This is a genomic window from Cyanobium sp. Aljojuca 7D2, assembly GCF_024346415.1.
Classification (GTDB): Bacteria; Cyanobacteriota; Cyanobacteriia; order PCC-6307; family Cyanobiaceae; genus Cyanobium_A.
The window spans coordinates 1-21,611 of sequence record NZ_JAGQCX010000001.1 but is presented as its reverse complement, the minus strand read 5'-3'; the positions used below and the strand labels follow the sequence as shown (position 1 = coordinate 21,611).

Genomic DNA, 21,611 nt, shown 5'->3' with positions numbered 1-21,611 from the left:
CACGCCTTGGCATTCAGCGATCAACCCACCGCACAAAGCGGCGCCACTGGCCCTGGGCGCGAGCAAAGGGGCCCGATGGCGTTGGGCCGCTGGCGGCCGCTGGCGACGGGGTGGGCTCGCTGGTGGCGTAGTAGGCATAGGCGTTGCCGGCGTTGTAGGCGCCGTAGCCGTATTGGCCGTAGCCATAGCCATAGCCATAGGCCGGGGCGCCATGGCTGTCCTGCTTGATGGCGTTGGTCACCAATCCCAGCAGGGGAGCTCCGGAGCTGCGGATCCGGGCCACGGCTTCGCGGGGCAGGCCGCGGTCGACCCGTTCGAGGCTCACCAGCAGCATCAGGCCATCGAGTTGCTCGGCGAGCAGGGCGGCATCGGCCAGGCCGAGCACGGGCGGAGTGTCGTAAAGGATCAGGTCAAATGCCTGGCTGGCAGCCAACTCGGCCACCAGCTGGTGCATGCGTGGCGAGCTGAGCAGCCGGGCCGGATCGGGCGGCCGGCGGCCCGCCGTGAGCACGGTCCAGCCGTCGTAGTTGGGCATGGTCTGCACCACATCGCGCCAGTGCAGATCGTCTTCGGTGAGCAGGTTGGAGAGGCCCACCAGGTTGTTGAGGCCAAGCCGGTGGTGCAACTGGGGCTTGCGCATAACGGCATCCACCAGCAACACCCGCTGGCCCATCTCAGCCAGGGTTTTGGCCAGCAACACATTCACCAGGCTCTTGCCCTCGGCGGGGATCGAACTGGTGAGGGCCACCGAGCGCAAGGGCTTGTCGCTGTTGAGGAAGCGCAAGCTGGTGAACAGGTTGCGGAAGGCCTCCTGATAAAAAAAGCGTTGGTAGCCGCTCAGCTTCAGCAGTTCAGCCGCTTCATCGGCGGGGTCCGCTGATTCGGCGCCCGTTGCACCGGCGATGCCCCGGTCAAGCTCTTCGAGCAGGAAGCGCTTCTGCTCCCGCACCCCCGCAAAAAAGGGCACGTGGGGGATGTGGCCGAGCAGGGGCTGCTGCAGCTCCTCGCGTAGCTCGGCCGGACTGTGGAACACGTGATCGAGCCGATCGCGCAGCAGGCCGGCCCCGGCCCCAGCCACGAGCCCCAGCAGGGTACCGAGCGCCAGGTTGCGCGGCACCGAGGGGCTCACCGGATTGGGGTTGATGGTGGGCGGAGAGATAACCCGCCAGGGCAAGCTGCGCTGGGCCAGCTCGAGCTGAAAGGTTTCGCGGGTTTTGAGGAAGCTGGCCAGGTTGTCGTTGGCGATCAGCAGGCTTTGCTGCAACTGATCGTATTGGCGGATCAGCTGGGGTTGCTGGCGGAAGTCGGCATTGAGCTGCTGTTCCTGCTGGCGAGCCGTCGCTAGGCGGGCAGCGTTGAGGCCGAGGGCCGAATCCACGGCCTCGAGTTGGTTGCGGCGTAGCAGCGGCAACAGCTGGCGGCGGCGCGCCTCCAGCCCCTGCACGATCGAGGAATCAGCTGTGAAGCGGGCGCGGGCATCGGCCAGCTGCTGGTCGAGCTTGGTGAGCTGCTCCAGCAGCCCCTGGTTGGCATCGGCCACGCTCAGGCCCTGGTTTTGACCGCCCCCAGCGGTACTGGGGCCGGTGCCGATCGCTTCCTGAAAGCCGGTGGCCGTGATCGTGCCATTGGCAATCGATTGGCGAACGGCCTGCAGCCGGCTGCGCTCGGCGTTCAAGGCCCGCACGGCATCGCCCTGTTCCACCACCTTGCCGCGCAGGGCGGTGCCCTCCTCACTGGGTTGCAGCAGGTTGTGGCGTTCGCGAAACGCGGCCAGCTGCTGCTGCAGCTCGGCACTGCGCTGCTGCAATTGAGGGGCCTGGCGGTCGAGGAAGTTGATGCCATCGGCCAGCCGCTGCTGCCGCTGGGTGAGGGCCGCCTGCAGGTAGGCGACCGAAAGATCCCCCAGCAGGCGTTCGTCGTCCACCGGGTCGCGGCCGGTCACGGTCACGTGCAACACCCCTTCGGCCTGCTTGTTGCGCTCGCCACCGGGGGCAATGGCGATGCGGTCGGCCAGTTGGGCGGCGGTGAGGTTGTAGCGCTGGGTGATCGGCTGCAGCAGGGCCGGGCTGCGCAACACCTCGATCAGGGTGGGCAGGTCGGCCTGGGTGGTGTTGCGGGCGAGCTCTTCAAACACGCCGCCTTGGAGGGCGGCGTTGGCTGAGCTGCGGCCCTCGCTGTTGATCGGGTCGCTGATCAGCAGCGAGAAGCTGCCCTCGTAGACCGGCCGAAACAGGCGCTGGTAAGCGGTTACCAGCAGGGTGAGGCCCACTACCCCGGCAGCCGTAACCGCCACCCACTTGCGGCGGCGGCGGAGGGCGCGCCAGAGCTCGCGCAGGTCGATCTCATCATCGCCACCGCCACCACTGCCGCCGGAGGCCGCTACCGCAGGCCCATCTGGCAACTCGCGCACCTGCACCCATTGGGTGGGCTCCGCCAGGGGCGCGCCCGGCGAAAAGCCTGGCCGAGAGATGAGATTGGACACTCAGCTCCAGTCAACGGCTCCTGTTTAAGCGGTGCCGCCGGCCTGGGGGCGGCATGCCTAGGGCGCGCATAGCGCTATGCACCGATTGACCAGTTGAGCAAGAGCGTGGCCTGCTCCGATTAGACGAATTTTGCTTGAAGTGAGTGCATGCTGCTCCCGCCGTTGTCATCGCCCGTGCGTGGCTTGCTGGCGGCCCCGCTCCTCTCGGCGCTGGCGTTGGCCCAGATTCCGGGGCTTGCTGCCATGGCGCAGCCCCAGCCAGCTGCTGGGGCAGCCCAAGCTGAAAAAGTGCCGTCGGGAGCTGTGCAGGCTTTAGCCGACGACGCCTACATCCTCGGCCCAGGGGATGTGCTCGGCTTGCAGATCTTTGATGCCCCCGAGCTGTCGGGCAACCTCGATGTGCTCAACGACGGCAGCGTGTCGCTGCCGTTGATCGGCAATGTGCGGGTGGTGGGGCTCACGCTGAGCCAAGCCCAGCAGTGGTTTTCCACCCTGATGGCGCGCCAGCTGCAGCGGCCCGAGTTGCTGTTGCGGGTGGTGCGGCCCCGGCCGATCCGGGTGGCGCTGGTGGGCGAGGTGGAGCGGCCTGGCATCTACTCGCTCACCACCAGTGAAACCGCCCAAACCGAGGGCGGCCCTGCTCTCACCCTCAGCGGCCTGCCCACGGTGGTGGATGCGATTCAGAAGGCTGGCGGCATCACCCTCAACGCCAACCTGCGCCAGGTGCAGCTGCAGCGGCGTCTGCCGGGGGATGCGCCGCTCTACAAGCGGGCGCGGCTGGATCTGCTGGCGCTGATCCGCGAGGGCGATCAGCAGCAGAACCCCTTCCTGTTTGATGGCGACACGATTCGGATTGGCAAAGCTGAGCAGCCGGTGGAGGAAGCGGTGGAAGTGGCGGCCGCCAACCTCTCACCCCAGCAGATTCAGGTGAATGTGGTGGGCGAGGTGGTGAGCCCCGGGCGCATCCAGGTGCCCGCCAGCCTGCCGCTGGTGCAGGCGGTGCTGGCGGCGGGCGGGCCCAGGGCTGGCCGGGCCAGCGACAGCAATGTGGAGTTGATCCGCATCAATCGCAACGGCACGGCGGCGCGTCAGCGTTTCCGGCTCAACCTGGCCCAGGGCGCCTCCAATGCCCAGAACCCGCCCCTGCGCGACGGCGACACGGTGATCGTGAACCGCAGTGGCATGGCCGTGGCCACCGACACGATCAACGCCGTAACCACGCCGCTCACCGGCCTGGCCAGCATCCTGGCCCTGATCGACATCGTGAACCGCAACTGAGGTGGCCTCTGTGCCACCAGCTCCGCGTTCGCGGTTTCGCCTGAGTTGGCTGCTGGCCCGTGAATTGGCGGTGGGGCCGGCCCCTGTGGCCGAGCGCCATCTCGATCGGCTGCACCAGGAGGGGGTGGCGGCGGTGCTGAGCCTCTGCAGCGAGCAGGAGGCGCCCCCACCCCCGGGCCTGCAGCAACGCTTTGCCTGCGGCCGCTTGGTGTTGCCCGACCATCGCACCGGCCGGGCGATGAAGCTGGCGGAGCTGGAGCAGGCATTAGCCGTGCTGGCCGAGCTGCGCGTGCGCGGCCCGGTGTTTGTGCACTGCGTGGCGGCGATGGAACGCTCGCCGCTGGTGTGCATGGCCTGGCTGGTGACCCGCCATCGCCTCAGCCCCCAGCGGGCCCTCGACTACCTGATGCAGACCCATCCGGGCACCAATCCCCTCCCGCAACAGCTGGCCTTGCTGCAGCAACTGCCGGGCTGAAGCGGATGGCTTTGCCCAAAAAACTGCAGTTTCTGAATGGTTTGCTGCGTCTGCGCATTTCGATATGCGCAGCTGCGATGCGCTGCAGCTGCATGACGCTGCTGCGGAAATGATGCGAGAGGTCTGCTTTGTGGCTGCTGGAGCTCCTGCTCGCGCCCGGGCTGCACCCTTCACGGGATTGGTGTGTCTGCTGGCCGGCACGCGCAGGCCTGCCTGCGAGCCGTCTGCCCGTAAATCCTGTTTTTTGTAGGACCAATGCTGAGGAAGCTGCTTTCCCGCTCGCGCATCCAATCTCGTCCAGGTGGAGAGCCCCGCCACCTCAAGCAGTGGCTCTGCGGTTTGTGGTGCAGATGTACAGAACACAGCAGGGCTTAACACACCTCTCTTTGCTGAATGCTTGCAATGCCGTCGATGCCCCCCACCCCCGCCAAAACCGCCCTGATCACCGGCATCACAGGGCAAGACGGCAGCTATCTGGCCGAACTGCTGCTGGGGAAGGGCTACGTGGTGCATGGCATCAAGCGCCGCGCCAGCAGCTTCAACACCACCCGCATCGATCACCTCTACCAAGACCCCCACGAGAGCGACCCTCGCCTGGTGCTCCACTACGGCGATTTAACAGACAGCACCAACCTGATCCGCATCATTCAGCAGGTGCAGCCCGACGAGATCTACAACCTGGGCGCCCAGAGCCATGTGGCCGTGAGCTTTGAGGCACCTGAATACACCGCCAACAGCGATGCCCTCGGCACCCTGCGCATTCTCGAAGCGGTGCGCATGCTCGGGCTCACCCACAAAACCCGCATCTATCAAGCCAGCACCTCCGAGCTCTATGGCCTGGTGCAGGAGATCCCCCAGAAGGAAACCACGCCCTTCTATCCGCGCAGCCCCTATGGCGTGGCCAAGCTCTACGCCTACTGGATCACGGTGAACTACCGCGAGGCCTACGGCATGTATGCCTGCAATGGCATCCTGTTCAACCACGAATCACCGCGGCGCGGTGAAACCTTTGTGACCCGCAAGATCACCCGCGGCCTGGCCCGCATCAACGAGGGATTGGAGGAGTGCCTGTTCATGGGCAACCTCGATTCGCTGCGCGACTGGGGCCACGCGCGCGATTACGTGGAGATGCAATGGCGGATGTTGCAGCAGCCCGGCATCCCGGAAGACTTTGTGATCGCCACGGGCCGGCAGGAATCAGTGCGGCGCTTCATTGAGCTGGCCGCAGCCGAGCTGGGCTGGGGCGGCATCCAGTGGCAGGGCGAAGGCCTCCAGGAAACCGGAACCCGCGCCGACACCGGCGCCATGGTGGTGCGCATCGACCCGCGTTATTTCCGCCCAGCGGAAGTGGAAACCCTGCTGGGCGATCCCACCAAGGCCCGCGACAAGCTGGGCTGGACGCCCACCACCACTCTGGAAGAACTGGTGGCAGAGATGGTGGCCGCAGACCAGGAAGACGCGAAAAAAGAGGCCTACCTCAAACGCAAGGGCTTCCAGGTGGTGGGCTCGATGGAAAATCCGCCGACGAACCCGGAATCCATCAAGGCGGCTGGAGGGGCTGCGTGAGCTCCCTGATCACCCCCGCTGACCGCATCTTCGTGGCCGGCCACCGCGGCATGGCCGGCAGTGCCATCTGCCGCGCTCTCGAGCGCGCCGGCTACCAACAGCTGCTCACCGCCAGCCGCTCTGAGCTCAACCTGCTCGATGGCCCCGCCGTGGAAGCCTGGTTCGCGAAACACCAACCCACAGTGGTGGTGCTCGCCGCCGCAAAAGTGGGCGGCATTCAGGCCAACAGCAGCTACCCGGCCGACTTTCTGCTGGAGAACCTCAAGATCCAGACTCATGTGATCGAAACGGCCTGGCGCTCGGGGGTGCGGCGGCTTTTGTTTCTGGGCAGCAGCTGCATCTACCCGAAGTTCGCTGAGCAACCGATCCGCGAGGAAGCGCTGCTCACCGGAGCGCTGGAGCCCACGAATGAGTGGTATGCCATCGCCAAGATCACCGGCATCAAGTTGTGCGAGGCGCTACGCCGCCAGCACGGCTTCGATGCGATCAGCCTGATGCCCACCAACCTGTATGGCCCGGGCGACAACTACCACCCCACCAACAGCCACGTGCTGCCGGCTTTGATCCGCCGCTTCCATGAGGCCGCCGAGGTCAACGCCCCGAGCGTGACCTGCTGGGGCACGGGCACGCCGCTGCGGGAATTCCTGCATGTGGACGATCTGGGGGAAGCCTGCGTGTTCGCTCTGGAGCGCTGGCAGCCGGGGCCTGAGGACCAGCAGTTCCTGAACGTGGGCACCGGCGTGGACCTGAGCATCCGCGAGCTGGCGGAGACGGTGGCCACCGCCACGGGCTACCAAGGCGCAATCGAATGGAACAGCAGCAAGCCCGATGGCACCCCGAAGAAGCAGCTGGATGTGAGCCGGCTGGCGGCATTGGGCTGGCGGGCCCGGATCCCACTGGCGGAAGGCCTGGCGAGCACGGTGGCGCTGTTTCGCGAGGAGCTGGCGCAGCAGCTGGTGCGGCTTTAACGACAGGTGATGCATGTGCTGCAGGCGCTAAAATTGCAGCACATGGAGGTGCAGGCGTGAAGGAGCTCAACATCCGAGAGATGCGAGCCAGCCTCGGACAGCTAGCGGAGCTGGTTGCTGCAGAGGGTGAGTTGCTGATCAGCCGGCGAGGAGAGCCAATCGCACGGGTGCTGCCGATGGTTCCGCAACGCCGGCGTCCCGACCATGCCGAGCTGCGCGAGCGGATGCCGCTGCTTCGATCCAGCGCCGCTGATCTGATCCGCGCTGAGCGCGATGAGCGTTGAGCAACGCGCCTATCTCGACACCAGCGCGCTGGCGAAGTGGTACCTCAACGAAGTTGGGTCTGAGTCGTTTGTTGAGTTTCTGCAGGGACTCGGGTCGGCCGTGATCAGCACCCTCACGGTCACGGAGATGCGCTCGTTGCTGAGCCGCCGGCGCCGCATGGGCGATCTTTCGGTTGAGCTGGAGTCGTTGCTGTTTGCAGCACTCCTCAGCGACATCGATCGTGGCTGGCTGCTGCAGGCCTCGGTGAGTGATGCGCGTTTTGCCGAAGCAACGAACTTGATCGCGCGTTATCCAGATCATCCGCTGCGCACTCTTGATGCGCTTCATCTCACAGTGGCTGCCGATCAGGGTGTGTCTGTTCTGGCCACGGCCGATAAGGTGATGGCCGACGCTGCCGCGAGCATGGGCTTTCAAGTGGCGCGCTTTTAATCCCCCATAAACGAACCCCGAAGAAACTCACCTTGCCGCCAGCCAGCGCTCGCATCCTCTGAACACTGATCGCTGGTACTACCGCGTCTTTCAGAGCGCCCCGGACCTGATCCGTGCACTCCTGCCCGGTGCGGAGCCCACCTCAGAAGCTCTGAGCCTCGACCCATCAGCACCCGGTGACCGCCTTTATCGCTATGAAGCCCCTGAAATCAAAGAGCTGAGCCATCGCCTCGATGGCGTGCTTTGGCCCAGGGAGAGCACCGGCTGCGGGGAAACCGGCAGCCCCGCGTTTCCGGTGGTGCTCCTGGAGGTGCAGATGCACCCAGATCCTGGCTTCCACCACCGCCTGGCGGCACAGACCTACCGCTTTCTGCAGCAACACCCCCAGGTGGAGCACTGGGCGGTGGTGGTGATCACGCCCCACAGCCGGCTCAGCCTGGGCCCCACCCAGGCGCTGCAGCTGTTCCTGCGCCAGGTGGCGTGGATCAACCTCGAAGAGCTGAGCCGCAGGATTCCGCTGGATCCCCTGCTCAACTTGCTCACCCTGCCGATCCGGCCCGAAAGTGAACTGGCGGCCAGCAGTCAGCAGATTCTGGCCAGCCGCCCTGATCTCGAGCAGGTCGTGCTGCTTATGCTGATGCAGCGGTATCCAGAGCTCAGCAGGGAGGAAATCATGGTGATTGCTGGTATCCCCCACGAAGAATTGCGCCACACCCGCGCTGCTCAGGAGTGGCTGGCAGAGGGCCGCCAGGAGGGCTGCCAAGATGAGGCCGCAGCGATGACCCTTCGTCAACTAAACCGCCGCTGCGGACCCTTGAGCGAAACCACCACCGGTCAGATCCAGGCCCTGCAGCTCGATCAGCTAGAAGCCCTTGCTGATGCCCTGCTCGATTTCCAGGGCCCGGCAAACCTGGCCACCAGGCTGACCGCCAACAGCTGAATCGGCCGATCGCGGGGCCTGACGCTGATCGCAAGGGCCCGAAGCTTCAGCTCCAATCTGCAGCCCCAATCGCCTATCACCACCCTCCAGGATTCCGTACAGCCTGTACAGAACCCGCAACCCTGTTCAGAACCCGCGACAGCGCTGGTTGCACCGCTGCCGACGTTGCGCGGCGCGCTTTCCAGCTAGCGTAGGGGAGGTGTAGGCCATCAACGATGACGCTCACCCCCAGCGCGACTCCGGATGTGCTGCCGCTGAAGTTTCCTTCAGGGCTGCGTCTCACGCCTGAGCAATTCGAGCTTGTCTGCGCTGAGAACCGTGAGGCGGTGCTTGAGTTGGCCGCGGATGGTCGTGTCATTGCGATGACGCCCACGGGCAGTGAAACCAGCGGACGCAACAGTGAGTTGCTGTTTCAGCTCCAGCAGTACGCCAAAGCAAGCGGCGACTGGAAAGTGTTTGAGAGCTCAGGCGGATTTCGGCTGCCCGACGGTTCGGTGGTGAGCCCCGATGCCTCGTTGGTTCGCCTGGATCGCTGGCGGGCCCTCAGCGCCGATGAGCGTCGACGCTTCGCCCCCCTCTGCCCAGACCTGGTGGTGGAACTGGCCAGCCCCAGCGATCAGGGGCCACGAGGTGTGCACGCGTTGCGCCAGAAGATGGCGGCCTATCAGCGCAACGGTGCCCGCCTCGGCTGGCTGTTTCTGCCTGAGGAGCGCTCGGTTGAGGTGTGGCATCCGGCTCGTGATCCGCAGCGCCTTGAACATCCAGCGGTTCTCACCGCTTCCCCCGAATTCCCCGGCTTGACGCTGCAACTGGCTGAGATCTGGGCGGCCTGAAGGGATCGATCAGATCTGATAGACGATTATCGGCTGATCCGCGACATCCAGGATGCTGAACTCGTTGCTCTGATGCCGTCATAGGGCTTCTTGGAGGTGCTTCCCCCCGAGCCGCCAGGAGCCCCAGCCCGAACGAAACGCTCGGCCTGCTGCCGCCAACGAGGCTCCACCCGCGCCAGCCCCTGCACGGCCTGCAGCCCTAACCTGAAACCATCGCCAGCACGGGTCATGACGCGTCAATTCAATGTGGTGGTGGAGCGCGACGCCGAAGGTTTTTTCGTGGCCACGCTGCCGAGCCTGCCGGGCTGCCACACCCAGGCACGATCCCTCGACGAGCTGATGGAGCGTGTGCGTGAGGTGATCGAGTTAACCCTGGAGGCAACAGGGAAGACAGCCTGCAACCAAATTCTTGGAAGGATGCCGACTGGCTGATCTCCCATGCAGTTCAGCCAACACGCCCTCGATAAATGCGCGCTCTATGGCGTCAACCCCGAGCTTGTGCAAGACGCCCTTGCAAGCGGTGAGACCTTTCTCGATCTCAACCGGGGCGGCAGCCGGGCACGGGTGTTCGAATTTCTGGATCGTCCCTGGGTGGCCGTGCTCACTCCGGATGACGCCAGGGTGATTACGGTGTATCCAACCGATCAACGCACCGTGGAGGCCCGCCGGGCCGGAGGCCGATGGCTGTTTCTGAACCGTTGACCCTGCCGGATCAGCTGCGGAGCATGCGCCAGTCGGTGGATGCAGACACCGGCGCGATCCTGTTTCGCCATCCAACCCTCCAGGGCATCCCCGATCTGGTGGTGGAGGGAGACGGTTACACCATGGAATTCATCGGTCCTACCTTGCTCTGCCTCGACATCATCGATCCAGGAGCCCTGGGCCGCCTGCTGGCAGAACCGATCAAGCAGCAACTTCCTGTGGGCCTTGGCCACTGACCATCCCGGGCCCAGCCGACCTGGCCACCTGGCTAGCCGCCAACGCCTGAGGCCCCAGCTCCTCAATCCGTAAGCCTCTTGGAGGGGCTTCCCCTTGAGCCGCCAGGATCCCAGCCCGAACGAACTGCTCAGCCGCCACCCGCCAACGAGGCTCCACACGCAACAAGCCCCCTCACGGGCTGCAGCCCCACCCCCAAGCCGCGGCTAACTTTTCGCCAGCCAGCGCTCGCAACCTTGAATACCGACCGCTGGTACTACCGCGTCTTCCAGAGCGCCCCCGACCTGATCCGCGCGCTGCTGCCGGGCTCGGCCGGCGCCGCCAACACGCTGAGCCTCGATCCCTCAGCTCCCGGCGACAGCCTCTACCGATTTGAAGCCCTCGAACTCAAGGAGCTGAGCCACCGCCTCGACGGCGTGCTTTGGCCCAGTAGTGCTGCTGGAGGTGCAAATGCACCCCGATCCAGGCTTTAACCACCGCCTGGCGGCGCAGACCTACCGCTTTCTGCAGCACCCCCCCCGGGTGGAGCACTGGGCCGTGCTGGTGATCACGCCGCACAACCGTCTCAAGCTCGGCCCCACCCAGGCCCTTCAGGTTTTCCTGAACCAGCTCACGCTGCCAATCCGCCCAGAAAGCGAGCTGCCGAACAGCAGCAGGGAGATCCTTGCCAGCCGGCCTGATCTTGACAAGGTTGTGCTGGCTATGCTGATGCAACGGCTTCCCCAACTCAGTAACGAGGAGATCATGGTGATCGCGGGCATTCCCATGGAAGAGCTGCGCCACACCAGGGCGGCGCAGGACTGGCTGGCCGAGGGCCGCCAGGAGGGCCGCCAGGAGGGCCTGCAGGAGGGAAAGGCCAGTGAAGCCGCCAAAATGACCCTCCGCCTCCTCAAGCGCCGCTGCGGCCCCCTCTCAGAAGCCACCACCGCCCAGATCCAGGCGCTGCCGCTGGAGCAGCTGGAATCATTGGCCGACGCCCTGCTCGACTTCCAGGGGCCAGCCGACCTATCGGCCTGGCTGGCCGCCAACCGCTGAAGGGTGACTTGATCAGCTGTTCAGGATTCTGTACAGCCTGTACCGAATCGCTCACGCCACGGTTTTTGCAACCTGCGGGGCGGCGGCGCTGGCGGCGCCGATCCGGCTGCAGAACCTTTTGCTGAACGGGCGGCTGGCTGATCAGACGAGGCTTCCCCCTGAGCCACTAGGCACCCCAGCCCGAACAAACCACTCAGCCTCCTGCCGCTTACGAGGCCCCAAACCCACCAGCCCTCTCACGGGCTGCAGCCCCTCCTCCAACCTGCGGCTACCTTTCGCCAACGAGCGCCCGCAGACAGTGAATACCGACCGCTGGTACTACCGGGTCTTCCAGAGCGCCCCCGACCTGATCCGTGCCCTCCTGCCTGGTTCGGATGCCACGGTCACCGCGCTGGGCCTCGACCCAGGTGCTCCTGGCGATCGGCTCTACCGTTTTGAAGCTCTTGAAATCAAAGAGCTGAGCCACCGCCTCGATGGGGTTTTGTGGCCGCGCCAAAGCACTGGCTGCGCCGAAACCGGCAGCCCCGAGTTTCCCGGTAGTGCTGCTGGAGGTGCAAATGCACCCCGATCTAGGCTTTAACCATCGCCTGGCGGCGCAGACCTACCGCTTTCTGCAGCAGCACCCCCGGGTGGAGCACTGGGCCGTGCTGGTGATCACGCCCCATAGCCGCCTTAACCTCGGCCCAAGCCAGGCGCTGCAATTGTTCCTGGAGCAACAGGTGATGTGGCTCAACCTGGAGGAGCTCAGCTGCCGGCCCCAGCTCGATCCGCTTCTGAATCTGCTCACCCTGCCGGTGCGGCCTGAAAGCGATCTGGCAGCCACCAGTCAGCAGATCCTGGCCAGTCGGCCTGATCTAGACACGGTTGTGCTGCCTATGCTGGTGCAACGGTTTCCCCAGCTGAGCGAGGAGCAGATCATGGTGATTGCCGGTATCCCCCGAGAAGAAATCCGTCACACCAGGGCGGTGCAGGACTGGCTGGCAGAAGGTGAAGCCAAAGGCCGCCAAGAAGGCGAAGCCCTCGGTGAAGCCAAAGTGACCCTGCGCCAACTCAACCGCCGCTGCGGCCCCCTCACGGCCGCCACCACCACCCAGATCCAGGCGCTGCCCCTGGAGCAACTCGAGGCCCTGGCCGACGCCCTGCTCGACTTCCACGGCCCGACCGACCTGGCCACCTGGCTGGCCGCCAACGCCTGACGCCACCGGAGATCAGGTGAGCGGCACCCTCCAGGATTCTGTACAGCCTGTACAGAATCCTGCAGAGCTCTGATGAGCGTGGGCTTCTGGCCTTCAGCAGCACAACCACCGCGTGGGCTTCCCCCTGAGCCGCAAGGAGCCCCAGCCCGAACGAACTGCTCAGCCGCCACCCGCCAACGAGGCTCCACACGCAACAAGCCCCTCACGGGCTGCAGCCCCACCCCCAAGCCGCGGCTAACTTTTCGCCAGCCAGCGCTCGCAACCTTGAATACCGACCGCTGGTATTACCGCGTCTTCCAGAGCGCCCCCGACCTGATCCGCGCACTCCTCTCCGGCTCAGGCTCCCCGGCGGCTGATCTTGGCCTCGATCCCGCAGCACCCGGCGATCGGCTCTACCGCTTTGCGGCCCTCGAACTCAAAGAGCTGAGCCATCGCCTCGATGGCGTCCTCTGGCCCAGGGAGAGCACCGGCTGCTCTGAAACCGGCAGTGCAGAGTTTCCGGTGGTGCTGCTGGAAGTGCAGATGCACCCCGATCCCGGCTTCCACCACCGCCTGGCGGCGCAGACCTACCGCTTTCTGCAGCAGCACTCGCAGGTGGAGCACTGGAGCGTGGTGGTGATCACTCCCCACAACCGCCTCAACCTCGGCCCAAGCCAAGCCTTGCAGCTGTTTCTGCAGCAGGTGGCTTGGATCAACCTGGAAGTGCTAAGCCGCAGGAGCCAGCTGGATCCCTTGCTCAACCTGCTTACCCTGCCGATCCGGCCCGAAAGCGAACTGGCGGCAAACAGTCAGCAGATTCTGGCCAGTCGGCCTGATCTGGACCAGGTTGTGCTGCCTATGCTGATGCAAAGGCTTCCCCATCTCACAAACGAGGAGATCATGGTGATTGCTGGCATTCCCATGGAGGAGCTGCGCCACACCCGGGCAGCTCAAGACTGGCTTGCAGCTGGCCGGCAGGAAGGCCTGGAAGAAGGGCGGCGCGATGAGGCTGCAGCCATGACCCTCCGCCAACTCAACCGCCGCTGCGGCCCCCTCTCAGAAGCCACCACTGCCCAGATCCAGGCGCTGCCCCTGGAGCAACTCGAGGCCCTGGCTGACGCCCTGCTCGACTTCCAGGGCCCGGCCGACCTGGCCGCCTGGCGGGCCGCCAACGCCGCGCCCCCGGCCTGACGCCACACCACAAGGCCACCAGCCCCAGCCCCGCTGCCCTGGCAGCGGGGCTTTTTGTTGCCGTCCCCCTGAGCCGCCGGCAAGCACCCGATCCCCGCGCGACCTCCATGCCACCATTCACCCCCGTCACCACCATCTGCTGCAATGCGCGACGCGAGAAGCCAGCGGCTGCGGCGGGGCTGCAGGTGTCGTCCGTGGGGGAGGGCTGAACGATGACGATGGCAACGGATCAACAACCCCAATCCACCCGCACCCTGCTGCGCGGCATCTGGGGCCACCTCAGCCGCCGCCGCCGCCTGCAACTGTGTGTGTTGCTGCTGGTGATGCTGGCCAGTGGCCTGGCCGAGCTCGTGTCGCTCGGGGCTGTGCTGCCGTTTCTGGCGGTGCTCAGTGATCCGGAGCGGCTGTGGCAGCAGCCGTTGACCCAGTCGCTGGCGCCGCGGCTGGGCTTCACGTCGGCGAGCGATCTGCTGCTGCCGGCCACGCTGGCGTTTGCGGCGGCGGCGGTGCTGGCGGCGCTGATCCGGCTGGCGAACCTGTGGCTGAATGGCCGCCTGGCGGCGTCGGTGGGTTCGGATCTGAGCTGTGAGGCCTACCGGCGCACGCTGTATCAGCCCTATGGCGTGCATGTGCAGCGCAACAGCGCGGCGGTGATCACGGGCACCACCACCCAGATCGGCCGCACGGTGGTGGCGCTCACCGCACTGCTGCAATTGATCACGGCGGCAGTGGTGGCGCTGGGACTGCTCACGGGCCTGCTGCTGATCGATTGGGCGGTGGCGCTGGGAGCGGCGGCGCTGTTTGGCAGTGTGTATGGCCTGCTGGCGATCACGGCGCGAAAGGAGCTGCGCCGCAACAGCCAACGGATCGCCGCAGCCGCGGAGCAGCAGATCAAGGCGCTGCAGGAGGGGCTGGGGGCGATCCGCGATGTGCTGCTCGATGGCAACCAGCGCACCTATGTGGAGATCTACCGCCAGGCCGACCGGCCGCAGCGGCAGCTGCAGGCCAAAAACCAGTTTCTTGGGGCGTTCCCGCGCTACGCGGTGGAGGCCCTGGGCCTGGTGGCGATTGCCCTGCTGGGCGGGCTGCTGGTGTTGCAGCAGGGTGCCGGCGCTGCGGTGATCCCGCTGCTGGGCGGCCTTGAAGGGCGCCAACGCCAACATGGCGGCGGTGCTCGCCATGCTCAACCAGCCCCTGCCACCGCAGGTGACGGTGGCCGCGCCGCTGCCCCTGAACCAGGCCATCCGCCTGGAGGGGGTGCATTTCCGTTATGGCCCAGAGCAGCCGGAGGTGCTGCGCGGGCTGGATCTGGAGATCCGCCGCGGCGAGCGGATTGGGTTGATCGGCAGCACCGGCAGCGGCAAGAGCACCACGGTGGATCTGTTGATGGGTCTGCTGGCGCCCAGCCAGGGGCGGATCCTGGTGGATGGGGCGGATCTGCACGATCCGGGCCATCCCGAACGGCTGGCGGCCTGGCGAGCAGCGATCGCCCATGTTCCCCAGAGCATCTACCTGGCCGACAGTTCGATCGCCGAGAACATCGCCTTTGGCGTGCCCAAAGGCCAGATCGATCTAGAACGGGTGCGGCAGGCGGCGGAGCAGGCCCAGATCGCCAGCTTCATTGAGGCCAGCCCGGAGGGCTACCAGAGCTTTGTGGGCGAGCGAGGCATTCGGTTGAGTGGCGGGCAGCGCCAGCGGATCGGCATCGCCCGGGCGCTCTACAAGCAGGCGTGTGTGCTGGTGTTCGATGAGGCCACGAGTGCGCTGGATACCAGCACTGAGCGAGCGCTGATGCAGGCGATTGAGGCTTTAAGCAAAGAGCTCACGATTGTGATGATCGCCCACCGGCTCAGCACTTTGGATGACTGCGACCGCATTATAGGATTGCAGCGAGGATCTGTAGATAAGATTTTTAGACCCAACGACTTATCTCGCATTTGATAAGTCTGTGATAAATAGAGCATCTTTTGGCCCGACGCGATGCGAGCTTGATCCTTTAATGAGATCTGTGCCGTGCCCCCCCCCTGATCACCCCCGCCGACCGCATCGATGTGGCCGGCCTCCGCGCCGACACCGGCGAAGGTGGAAACCCTGCTGGGCGACCCCACCAATCCCCTGACGGCAAGCGAGCGCGTCTCCCTCAAGCATCTGCTGCAGAGGTATGTGGAGAAAGGCTTGAACACTCCACCGTCCGAAACCACGCTGCAACGATCGGCGGCAGGCCTGCCTCGGCTGGAGGTTCCCTTCGTTCGTGAGGCAGGGCCCCTCAGCAATGCGGCACTCTTCGATCTGCTCGACGCGTGAGCACCGCAAGGCCGTGCACGATTGGGAGCAGCAGGCCGCCGAGCGGGTGCTGTTCTGCACAGTGACGGCTCTTGGGCTGGTGCGCCTGGTGTGCCAGCCGAAACTGATGGGCGCAGTCGCGATGAACGCCACAGAAGCTTCGGAGTTGCTGCAGGCGTTCTGCCGGCAGCCTGGGGTGAGCATGGCGAGGCCGGAGCACGATGGCTTTGAGGTGTTTCACCAGCTGCTGCGCAGTAAGGATCTGCCCACCAGGCTCTGCACCGATGCCTATCTGGCGGCCCTGGCGATGGCCAATGGATGGAGGCTGGTGAGTTTCGATCGGGATTTCGAGCGTTTCCAGGGCCTGCATTGGCTCCAACCCGCATGACCTGCCTCATCACCCCCGCCGACCGGATCTTCGTGTCCGGCCACCGCGGCATGGCAGGAAGCGCCATCTGCCGCGCCCTCGAGCGCGCCGGCTACCACCAACTGCTCACCGCCAGCCGCTCTGAGCTCGATCTGCTCGATGGCGCTGCGGTGGAAGCCTGGTTCGCCAAACACCAGCCCACGGTGGTGGTGCTCGCCGCCGCCAAGGTGGGCGGCATCCAGGCCAACAGCAGCTACCCGGCGGACTTTCTGCTGGAGAACCTCAAGATCCAGACCCATGTGATCGAAACGGCCTGGCGCTCGGGGGTGCGGCTGTTGTTTCTGGGCAGCAGCTGCATCTACCCGAAGTTCGCCGAGCAGCCGATCCGCGAGGAAGCACTGCTCACCGGAGCGCTGGAGCCCACGAATGAGTGGTATGCGATCGCCAAGATCGCCGGCATCAAGCTGTGCCAAGCGCTGCGGCTGCAGCACGGCTTTGATGCGATCAGCCTCATGCCCACCAACCTCTATGGGCCAGGCGATAACTACCACCCCACCAACAGCCACGTGCTGCCGGCGCTGATCCGCCGCTTCTATGAGGCCTCCGAGGCGGATGCCCCGAGCGTGACCTGCTGGGGCACCGGTTCACCGCTGCGCGAGTTTCTGCATGTGGACGATCTCGGCGAGGCCTGCGTGTTTGCCCTGGAGCACTGGATCCCGACTCCAGGTGAGCTCACCTATCTGAATGTGGGCACGGGCATGGACCTGAGCATCCGCGAGCTGGCGGAGGCGGTGGCCAGCGCCACGGGCTACCAAGGCGCGATCGAATGGGATAGCAACAAACCCGATGGCACCCCCAAGAAACAGCTGGACGTGAGCCACCTGGCTTTGCTTGGTTGGCATGCAAGCATTGCTTTGAAAGAGGGTTTAACTGACACAGTTGCATTGTTCAGAAAACAGATAAAGGAAAAGACGGTAAGACTTTGACAATTGATGCTGTTCAGGTTTTAGCGTTTTGAAGCATGTGACAAGTTAAACTTTGAGCACAACTTTCTTAGAAGCGTTTAATTGGTGCATTTCATGTAAGAATGCTTGTTTGGACCTCATCTAACTATGACTGGACATGCCCAATATCCTGATTTGTGATTACAACTTCTCTTAAGTTTAGTCAGTATTTTAGAGGCTATGCCGAATACCTGCAACCATCTGCTTTGAATAATCAGTCTTTATGAAAACAGCCAAAAACTTTTTATTTGTGGCGACAAGATACATAGTTGATATAATATCAAGTGTATTCATTGGAGCCTGGGTTGCGCGATACCTAGGTCCAGGCCAATTTGGGTTATTCAGTTTAGCCTTATCGATAGTTAGTATAGTTCAAGGAATTAGCTCGCTTGGGTTAAAGCCGATCTTATTGAAAGAATTTACAACAACAAGCAAGGAATCTAATCATATTATTTCTTTGTCAATTATTTTAAGCTCGCTCTCTGGCCTAATTGCATTATTTGTCGCTGTGGGAATAGCTTATTTAGTACAGCCAAATAATTCACTCTTATTATTGATTGTCTTTATACTAGGCTTGCAGTTGCCATTCACTTCAACGCAGCCGTTAGAGGCTTTTTGGGAGGCGAAAGAAAACAATCTTCCTATACTCATTTCATCTCTAACAGCAACATTGGTAGCTTGTGGCTTAAAGATAATTGTCATAACCACAAACAATGGCCTTACTAGCCTCGCAATTGCATCTCTTGTTGGAGTTTTAATAAATTTCACTCTACTAGTTGCTGCGACAAAACCAATGCTTAAAAATATATTAAGCATTGGATTTGATAATATTTTCGCTGATTCTCAACGGCTAGTTAAAGCATCAGCACCAGTTATTTTTTCTAGTTTAACTTTAATGGTTCAAGCGAGAGTTGATCAGGTTATGCTCGCAAACATGATTAGTGACAATTCTGTAGGAATATATACTGCTGCTTTGAAAATCCCTGAGGGATTAGCTTTTGTAAGCATTTCTTTATCTACAGCTTACTATCCTAGATTTACAAAAAAAAACGACTCTTCTGCTACATCTGAAGAAAGTAGTTTAATTCTATCTGAGTATTATAAATATGCCAATATATCAATTTCTATTGGTTTTCTTATTGCAATATTGATCGCGATTACTGCCTCATATTCTGTAAGAATATTGTACGGAGAAGCATATTCTGAATCAATCCCTATTCTTGTGATAATGAGCCTACGGCTTCTGCTTGCCCATTACGGAGTTGTGCGAGGATCATATTTGTTGAATAATAACATATTAGCTTTTGGTTCTAAAACTATGCTAATAGGTACATTCATTAACATCGCTTTAAATATTGTTCTCATTCCACTGTATGAAGGGGTTGGTGCCGCCATAGCCACTGTAGCATCTTTATTTGTAACATGCTTTGCGCTAGATTTATTCTATTACAAAACACGAAAAAACTGCCTTAGATTATTACAAATTTCTAATTTGTTCCCTTCATTTGTTTTACCTGCAAAATAGTCATGGGCATTGTCAATTTTGGAATACCCATTGATTCTGTGACAAGAATCAATGAAATCCTTCAAATAGATATTTTTTTTGAAGAGGGAACTTATTTAGGTGGTACTGCAGCCCAAATGTCTAATATGTTTAAAAAAGTCATTACGGTGGAAGCATCTGAGGCAATGCATGCTAAGGCAATGAGCTCAATAGGGCATATCAGTAATATTCAATTAATTAAAGGCGATACAAGAGAAGCGTTGTCTGATGAAAAAAGACTCGTAACACAAGATACTTTCTTTTGGCTTGATGCTCATTGGTCTGGCGGTGAAACTTATGGAGAGGATGATGAGTGTCCATTGTTGGAAGAATTAAATTCAATTTTTAAAAATAAAACTTTTAACCATGCAATACTTATAGACGATGCACGTCTCTTTATGGCCCCGCCACCTCATCCTCATATCAGCTTAAATTGGCCTAGCTTAGCTAATATTTTAAATATCATTCCCTCAAAATATGCTTTATACGTCTGGAATGACGTCATTTATATTTTGCCAAGAACAGACAAGATCAGCACTCTAATGCAAGACATGATTACTGAAGAATGGAGAAAACATGGCAAAAATAAAAGATCTAAGATTAATCAAGTGAAAAGACTAGTCAGAAAACTTTTGGCGGCTAAATGAAAGTTTACATTTTAGTGACCAGTGGAAGAACTGGTAATCAGATCTTTCAAATGCTTGGCACAATTTCCTTTCTTGAGAAAAAATCATTAGTTTTAATTTGGGGATCAGATCCAGAGATTGAAGATATTTTTAGCCTTCCAAGTCATTGTATTTGCATCCATACAAATACATTTCTATGGAAAGCATGGTATCTACTCAGAAAAATACCATGCGCCATCACTGTTTACACATTATTATCAAAAACCTTTTTTTTCAGATTTTGTGAGGACAAAAAAGTTGGAGTAGTTAAATGCGTTACGAAACCATTGATCAGATTTCCAGTGGTTAATTTAATATATCGATCATACTTCCAATCGGAAAGGTTTTTTGATTCCAGTAAAATTCCATTCAATATTTCCTTGCGCCATTCATTCATATCTCTTGACTATAGTAAGCAGTTGGTCGAGCTTGCATCTTCAAAATGTAGCATACATGTCAGAAGGTCTGACTATTCTTTATGGCCTTCGAAAGAGTCACGCGCAATTCTGCCAATGTCGTTTTATGTTGATAGCTTTCTAAGGATTCACCAATTATTTAATTGCAGACATTTTTTTATTTTTAGTGACGATTTTGATTATGCTTCTGATTTGGTCTTTGTATTAAAAAAATTTGTCCCCGAATCCTCTAGTGTATATTTCTCGGTTCCAGATTTATCTCCAGTTGCTACACTTAGTTTCCTTTTCAATTCTGATTATCTCGTGCTTTCCAGCAGCTTTTCCTGGTCTGCTTACGTGATGTCAAATTTTTTTGATGGGAAAGTCCGTCATGCTCTGGCTCCCTTATACTGGTCTGGGCATAGAATGAAAAAATGGTATCCGCCGTTGTCTCAATCAAAAACGATAGATTACTTACAGGTCAATAGCATTTAAACCTTATTCCCGCCTTTTAAACGAAAACAAATTAAGTAGTATCTAGTGCACTCTAGACTTTGTTTTTTAATGAACACCATTCCCTCTAGTTCTTGCTTGAATCTTGCGAAGGCTTCCCAAAAAGATATGCATCTTTTTTGCAAGCATTTCCTAAACTTATTAGGAATATAAACTTCTTTTTGGTGTCTCACTGCAGTTAGCCTATGCAAAAGCTTAAATCAGTGAGAAAAATAGTTGAGTAGTCACGAAAAGTAGAGCCTCAGTGTTGAGCCTTTCGCCTTCTTGTTGTTAACCTTTTTCTTCAAGCGTTCGATAAAATAAGATGCCAAATATTGAAAGCTGCGCGTTAGTATAAAATACAATCAATGTGATAGCCATATCAAGCTTGTTTAATATTACAAATCCACTCAAGCTGAGGACTTCTTTTTATGAACTTATCCGCTGGCGACTTTTTTCCGCCTTTGATCGCTAAACTAAAAAAGAAATTGGCAAGAAAATTGCTCTACGGTGAAAGCTATGGCCTTAATCAACTTGATCTAAAGCTGATCTCCGCCATTAATGCTGAAAGAAAAGGTTATTTTGTTGAGTTGGGCGCAAACGACGGAGTCAGTCAGTCAAATACTTACAAGCTTCAGAAGCATTTTGGATGGACTGGCCTGCTGATTGAGCCAAGCCCTAGGCGCTTTGTGGAGTGCGTAGCAAACCGTGCCTTTGCCAATCGCCCAGAAGTGCGCTGTGCAGCTTGTGTGCCTTTTCACTTTGAAGATCGCTTTGTAGAAATTGAAGACGCTGACTTGATGAGTGTCGCAAAAGGCCTTGCTGTGACAGATCAACAAGCGGTGGAGCATGCAGATCGCGGTCGCCGGTTCTTAGCTGATTCTGCACTGCGCTATTCCTATGGGGCGCTGGCACGAACCCTGACCAGCCTTCTGGATCAGGGCCGCCTAAAAGTGTGACCACGGAAGCTGGCGGGGTCTGGCAGCATTGGTTTTGGTCGGCGGGAATGGCTTACCTCCATGCCCCAAATCCCTGACGCCGCGGCTGATCAGCTTGGTTCCAGCGACTTGATCAGCTTTCTCAAGGCCATCCCTGATGGGCGGTACCGCCGCGGGGTGCGCTACCCGCAGTGGTTCCTGTTGCTGGTGGCGGTGCTCGGGATCCTGAGTGGCAGCAGGAGCTCCCGTGATCTCGAGGCGTTTGCCAAACGGCATCGGCAGGAGCTTAACCAGGCGCTGGGCCTGGATTTCAAGCGTTGGCCGTCGGACG

General features: G+C 59.9%; 24 protein-coding genes and 2 pseudogenes. 25 read left to right on the top strand and 1 reads right to left on the bottom strand.

The annotated features are described in order from the left end of the window. Nucleotides 1-13: 13 nt before the first annotated feature. Nucleotides 14-2,482, bottom strand: coding sequence for a GumC family protein (locus tag KBY57_RS00130; protein ID WP_254993873.1), 2,469 nt, complete (start codon nucleotides 2,480-2,482; stop codon nucleotides 14-16). 288 nt (nucleotides 2,483-2,770) lie between these two features. Between KBY57_RS00130 and KBY57_RS00125 the strand changes: the two genes are divergently transcribed. The 25 genes and pseudogenes from KBY57_RS00125 to KBY57_RS00005 all read left to right on the top strand — a co-directional run. Next, complete coding sequence (locus KBY57_RS00125; RefSeq protein ID WP_254993872.1) at nucleotides 2,771-3,760, top strand: SLBB domain-containing protein; 990 nt, start codon at nucleotides 2,771-2,773, stop codon at nucleotides 3,758-3,760. Between the two features lie 10 nt (nucleotides 3,761-3,770). After that, entirely contained in the window at nucleotides 3,771-4,235 is a 465-nt protein-coding gene (locus KBY57_RS00120) for a dual specificity protein phosphatase family protein (protein WP_254993871.1), read from the top strand. 402 nt (nucleotides 4,236-4,637) lie between these two features. Then, complete coding sequence (gene gmd, locus KBY57_RS00115) at nucleotides 4,638-5,801, top strand: GDP-mannose 4,6-dehydratase (protein ID WP_409996376.1); 1,164 nt, start codon at nucleotides 4,638-4,640, stop codon at nucleotides 5,799-5,801. Beyond that, on the top strand, nucleotides 5,798-6,769 hold the full coding sequence (locus KBY57_RS00110; protein ID WP_254993869.1) for a GDP-L-fucose synthase family protein: 972 nt from the start codon (nucleotides 5,798-5,800) through the stop codon (nucleotides 6,767-6,769). Before gmd ends, KBY57_RS00110 begins: the two co-directional genes overlap by 4 nt. Before the next feature lie 56 nt (nucleotides 6,770-6,825). After that, nucleotides 6,826-7,053, top strand: coding sequence for a type II toxin-antitoxin system Phd/YefM family antitoxin (locus KBY57_RS14240; protein ID WP_094559793.1), 228 nt, complete (start codon nucleotides 6,826-6,828; stop codon nucleotides 7,051-7,053). Then, nucleotides 7,043-7,483: a type II toxin-antitoxin system VapC family toxin gene (locus KBY57_RS00100; RefSeq protein WP_094559794.1), complete on the top strand. Its 441-nt coding sequence runs from the start codon at nucleotides 7,043-7,045 to the stop codon at nucleotides 7,481-7,483. The genes KBY57_RS14240 and KBY57_RS00100 overlap by 11 nt, the downstream gene beginning before the upstream one ends. Before the next feature lie 58 nt (nucleotides 7,484-7,541). Beyond that, entirely contained in the window at nucleotides 7,542-8,423 is an 882-nt protein-coding gene (locus KBY57_RS00095) for a DUF2887 domain-containing protein (protein WP_254994238.1), read from the top strand. A gap of 215 nt (nucleotides 8,424-8,638) precedes the next feature. Beyond that, nucleotides 8,639-9,256 (top strand): Uma2 family endonuclease, encoded by a 618-nt coding sequence (locus KBY57_RS00090; protein WP_094559796.1) that lies wholly within the window; start codon nucleotides 8,639-8,641, stop codon nucleotides 9,254-9,256. Nucleotides 9,257-9,484: 228 nt separating this feature from the next. Further along, the gene (locus KBY57_RS00085) at nucleotides 9,485-9,688 is read left to right on the top strand and encodes a type II toxin-antitoxin system HicB family antitoxin (protein WP_094559797.1); all 204 of its coding nucleotides are present in this window, start codon (nucleotides 9,485-9,487) and stop codon (nucleotides 9,686-9,688) included. A gap of 6 nt (nucleotides 9,689-9,694) precedes the next feature. After that, nucleotides 9,695-9,958, top strand: a complete 264-nt coding sequence (locus KBY57_RS00080) for a DUF4258 domain-containing protein (RefSeq protein ID WP_094559798.1) — start codon at nucleotides 9,695-9,697, stop codon at nucleotides 9,956-9,958. Further along, nucleotides 9,955-10,194, top strand: coding sequence for a hypothetical protein (locus KBY57_RS00075; RefSeq protein ID WP_094559799.1), 240 nt, complete (start codon nucleotides 9,955-9,957; stop codon nucleotides 10,192-10,194). The genes KBY57_RS00080 and KBY57_RS00075 overlap by 4 nt, the downstream gene beginning before the upstream one ends. Before the next feature lie 78 nt (nucleotides 10,195-10,272). Beyond that, a pseudogene (locus KBY57_RS00070) lies at nucleotides 10,273-10,741 on the top strand (DUF2887 domain-containing protein); the annotation flags it as partial. A gap of 153 nt (nucleotides 10,742-10,894) precedes the next feature. Then, the gene (locus KBY57_RS00065; protein ID WP_315859766.1) at nucleotides 10,895-11,227 is read left to right on the top strand and encodes a DUF4351 domain-containing protein; all 333 of its coding nucleotides are present in this window, start codon (nucleotides 10,895-10,897) and stop codon (nucleotides 11,225-11,227) included. A 298-nt stretch (nucleotides 11,228-11,525) separates the two neighbouring features. Then, nucleotides 11,526-11,807 (top strand): Rpn family recombination-promoting nuclease/putative transposase, encoded by a 282-nt coding sequence (locus KBY57_RS14235; RefSeq protein ID WP_254993868.1) that lies wholly within the window; start codon nucleotides 11,526-11,528, stop codon nucleotides 11,805-11,807. Beyond that, entirely contained in the window at nucleotides 11,785-12,423 is a 639-nt protein-coding gene (locus KBY57_RS00055) for a DUF4351 domain-containing protein (RefSeq protein ID WP_254993867.1), read from the top strand. Before KBY57_RS14235 ends, KBY57_RS00055 begins: the two co-directional genes overlap by 23 nt. A gap of 264 nt (nucleotides 12,424-12,687) precedes the next feature. Next, on the top strand, nucleotides 12,688-13,593 hold the full coding sequence (locus KBY57_RS00050; RefSeq protein WP_254993866.1) for a DUF2887 domain-containing protein: 906 nt from the start codon (nucleotides 12,688-12,690) through the stop codon (nucleotides 13,591-13,593). 212 nt (nucleotides 13,594-13,805) lie between these two features. Beyond that, nucleotides 13,806-14,633, top strand: a pseudogene (locus KBY57_RS14340) (ABC transporter transmembrane domain-containing protein); the annotation flags it as partial. A gap of 121 nt (nucleotides 14,634-14,754) precedes the next feature. After that, a complete protein-coding gene (locus tag KBY57_RS00040) occupies nucleotides 14,755-15,534 on the top strand; it encodes an ABC transporter ATP-binding protein (protein WP_315859765.1) in 780 nt (259 codons plus the stop codon). 108 nt (nucleotides 15,535-15,642) lie between these two features. Then, nucleotides 15,643-15,897 (top strand): hypothetical protein, encoded by a 255-nt coding sequence (locus KBY57_RS00035; RefSeq protein WP_254993864.1) that lies wholly within the window; start codon nucleotides 15,643-15,645, stop codon nucleotides 15,895-15,897. 13 nt (nucleotides 15,898-15,910) lie between these two features. Continuing rightward, a complete protein-coding gene (locus tag KBY57_RS00030; protein ID WP_315859760.1) occupies nucleotides 15,911-16,264 on the top strand; it encodes a TA system VapC family ribonuclease toxin in 354 nt (117 codons plus the stop codon). After that, nucleotides 16,261-17,229, top strand: a complete 969-nt coding sequence (locus KBY57_RS00025) for a GDP-L-fucose synthase family protein (protein ID WP_254993862.1) — start codon at nucleotides 16,261-16,263, stop codon at nucleotides 17,227-17,229. The genes KBY57_RS00030 and KBY57_RS00025 overlap by 4 nt, the downstream gene beginning before the upstream one ends. A 241-nt stretch (nucleotides 17,230-17,470) precedes the next feature. After that, a complete protein-coding gene (locus tag KBY57_RS00020; RefSeq protein WP_254993861.1) occupies nucleotides 17,471-18,772 on the top strand; it encodes a flippase in 1,302 nt (433 codons plus the stop codon). Between the two features lie 2 nt (nucleotides 18,773-18,774). Continuing rightward, nucleotides 18,775-19,437, top strand: a complete 663-nt coding sequence (locus tag KBY57_RS00015; RefSeq protein ID WP_254993860.1) for a hypothetical protein — start codon at nucleotides 18,775-18,777, stop codon at nucleotides 19,435-19,437. Between the two features lie 1,336 nt (nucleotides 19,438-20,773). Beyond that, nucleotides 20,774-21,301: a hypothetical protein gene (locus KBY57_RS00010; RefSeq protein ID WP_254993859.1), complete on the top strand. Its 528-nt coding sequence runs from the start codon at nucleotides 20,774-20,776 to the stop codon at nucleotides 21,299-21,301. A gap of 60 nt (nucleotides 21,302-21,361) precedes the next feature. Further along, nucleotides 21,362-21,611: transposase family protein (locus KBY57_RS00005; protein WP_254993858.1), on the top strand; the 250-nt coding region annotated here is incomplete at its 3' end.

What these genes read in the sequence shown, in the direction of transcription:
- KBY57_RS00025 (WP_254993862.1), top strand. Translation starts at nt 16,261, where the DNA reads ATGACCTGCCTCATCACCCCCGCCGACCGGATCTTCGTGTCCGGCCAC.
- KBY57_RS00035 (WP_254993864.1), top strand. Translation starts at nt 15,643, where the DNA reads ATGTGGCCGGCCTCCGCGCCGACACCGGCGAAGGTGGAAACCCTGCTG.
- KBY57_RS00010 (WP_254993859.1), top strand. Translation starts at nt 20,774, where the DNA reads ATGAACTTATCCGCTGGCGACTTTTTTCCGCCTTTGATCGCTAAACTA.
- KBY57_RS00100 (WP_094559794.1), top strand. Translation starts at nt 7,043, where the DNA reads ATGAGCGTTGAGCAACGCGCCTATCTCGACACCAGCGCGCTGGCGAAG.
- KBY57_RS00080 (WP_094559798.1), top strand. Translation starts at nt 9,695, where the DNA reads ATGCAGTTCAGCCAACACGCCCTCGATAAATGCGCGCTCTATGGCGTC.
- KBY57_RS00055 (WP_254993867.1), top strand. Translation starts at nt 11,785, where the DNA reads ATGCACCCCGATCTAGGCTTTAACCATCGCCTGGCGGCGCAGACCTAC.
- KBY57_RS00015 (WP_254993860.1), top strand. Translation starts at nt 18,775, where the DNA reads ATGGGCATTGTCAATTTTGGAATACCCATTGATTCTGTGACAAGAATC.
- KBY57_RS00040 (WP_315859765.1), top strand. Translation starts at nt 14,755, where the DNA reads ATGGCGGCGGTGCTCGCCATGCTCAACCAGCCCCTGCCACCGCAGGTG.
- KBY57_RS00020 (WP_254993861.1), top strand. Translation starts at nt 17,471, where the DNA reads ATGAAAACAGCCAAAAACTTTTTATTTGTGGCGACAAGATACATAGTT.
- KBY57_RS00065 (WP_315859766.1), top strand. Translation starts at nt 10,895, where the DNA reads ATGCTGATGCAACGGCTTCCCCAACTCAGTAACGAGGAGATCATGGTG.
- KBY57_RS00085 (WP_094559797.1), top strand. Translation starts at nt 9,485, where the DNA reads ATGACGCGTCAATTCAATGTGGTGGTGGAGCGCGACGCCGAAGGTTTT.
- gmd (WP_409996376.1), top strand. Translation starts at nt 4,638, where the DNA reads ATGCCGTCGATGCCCCCCACCCCCGCCAAAACCGCCCTGATCACCGGC.
- KBY57_RS00090 (WP_094559796.1), top strand. Translation starts at nt 8,639, where the DNA reads ATGACGCTCACCCCCAGCGCGACTCCGGATGTGCTGCCGCTGAAGTTT.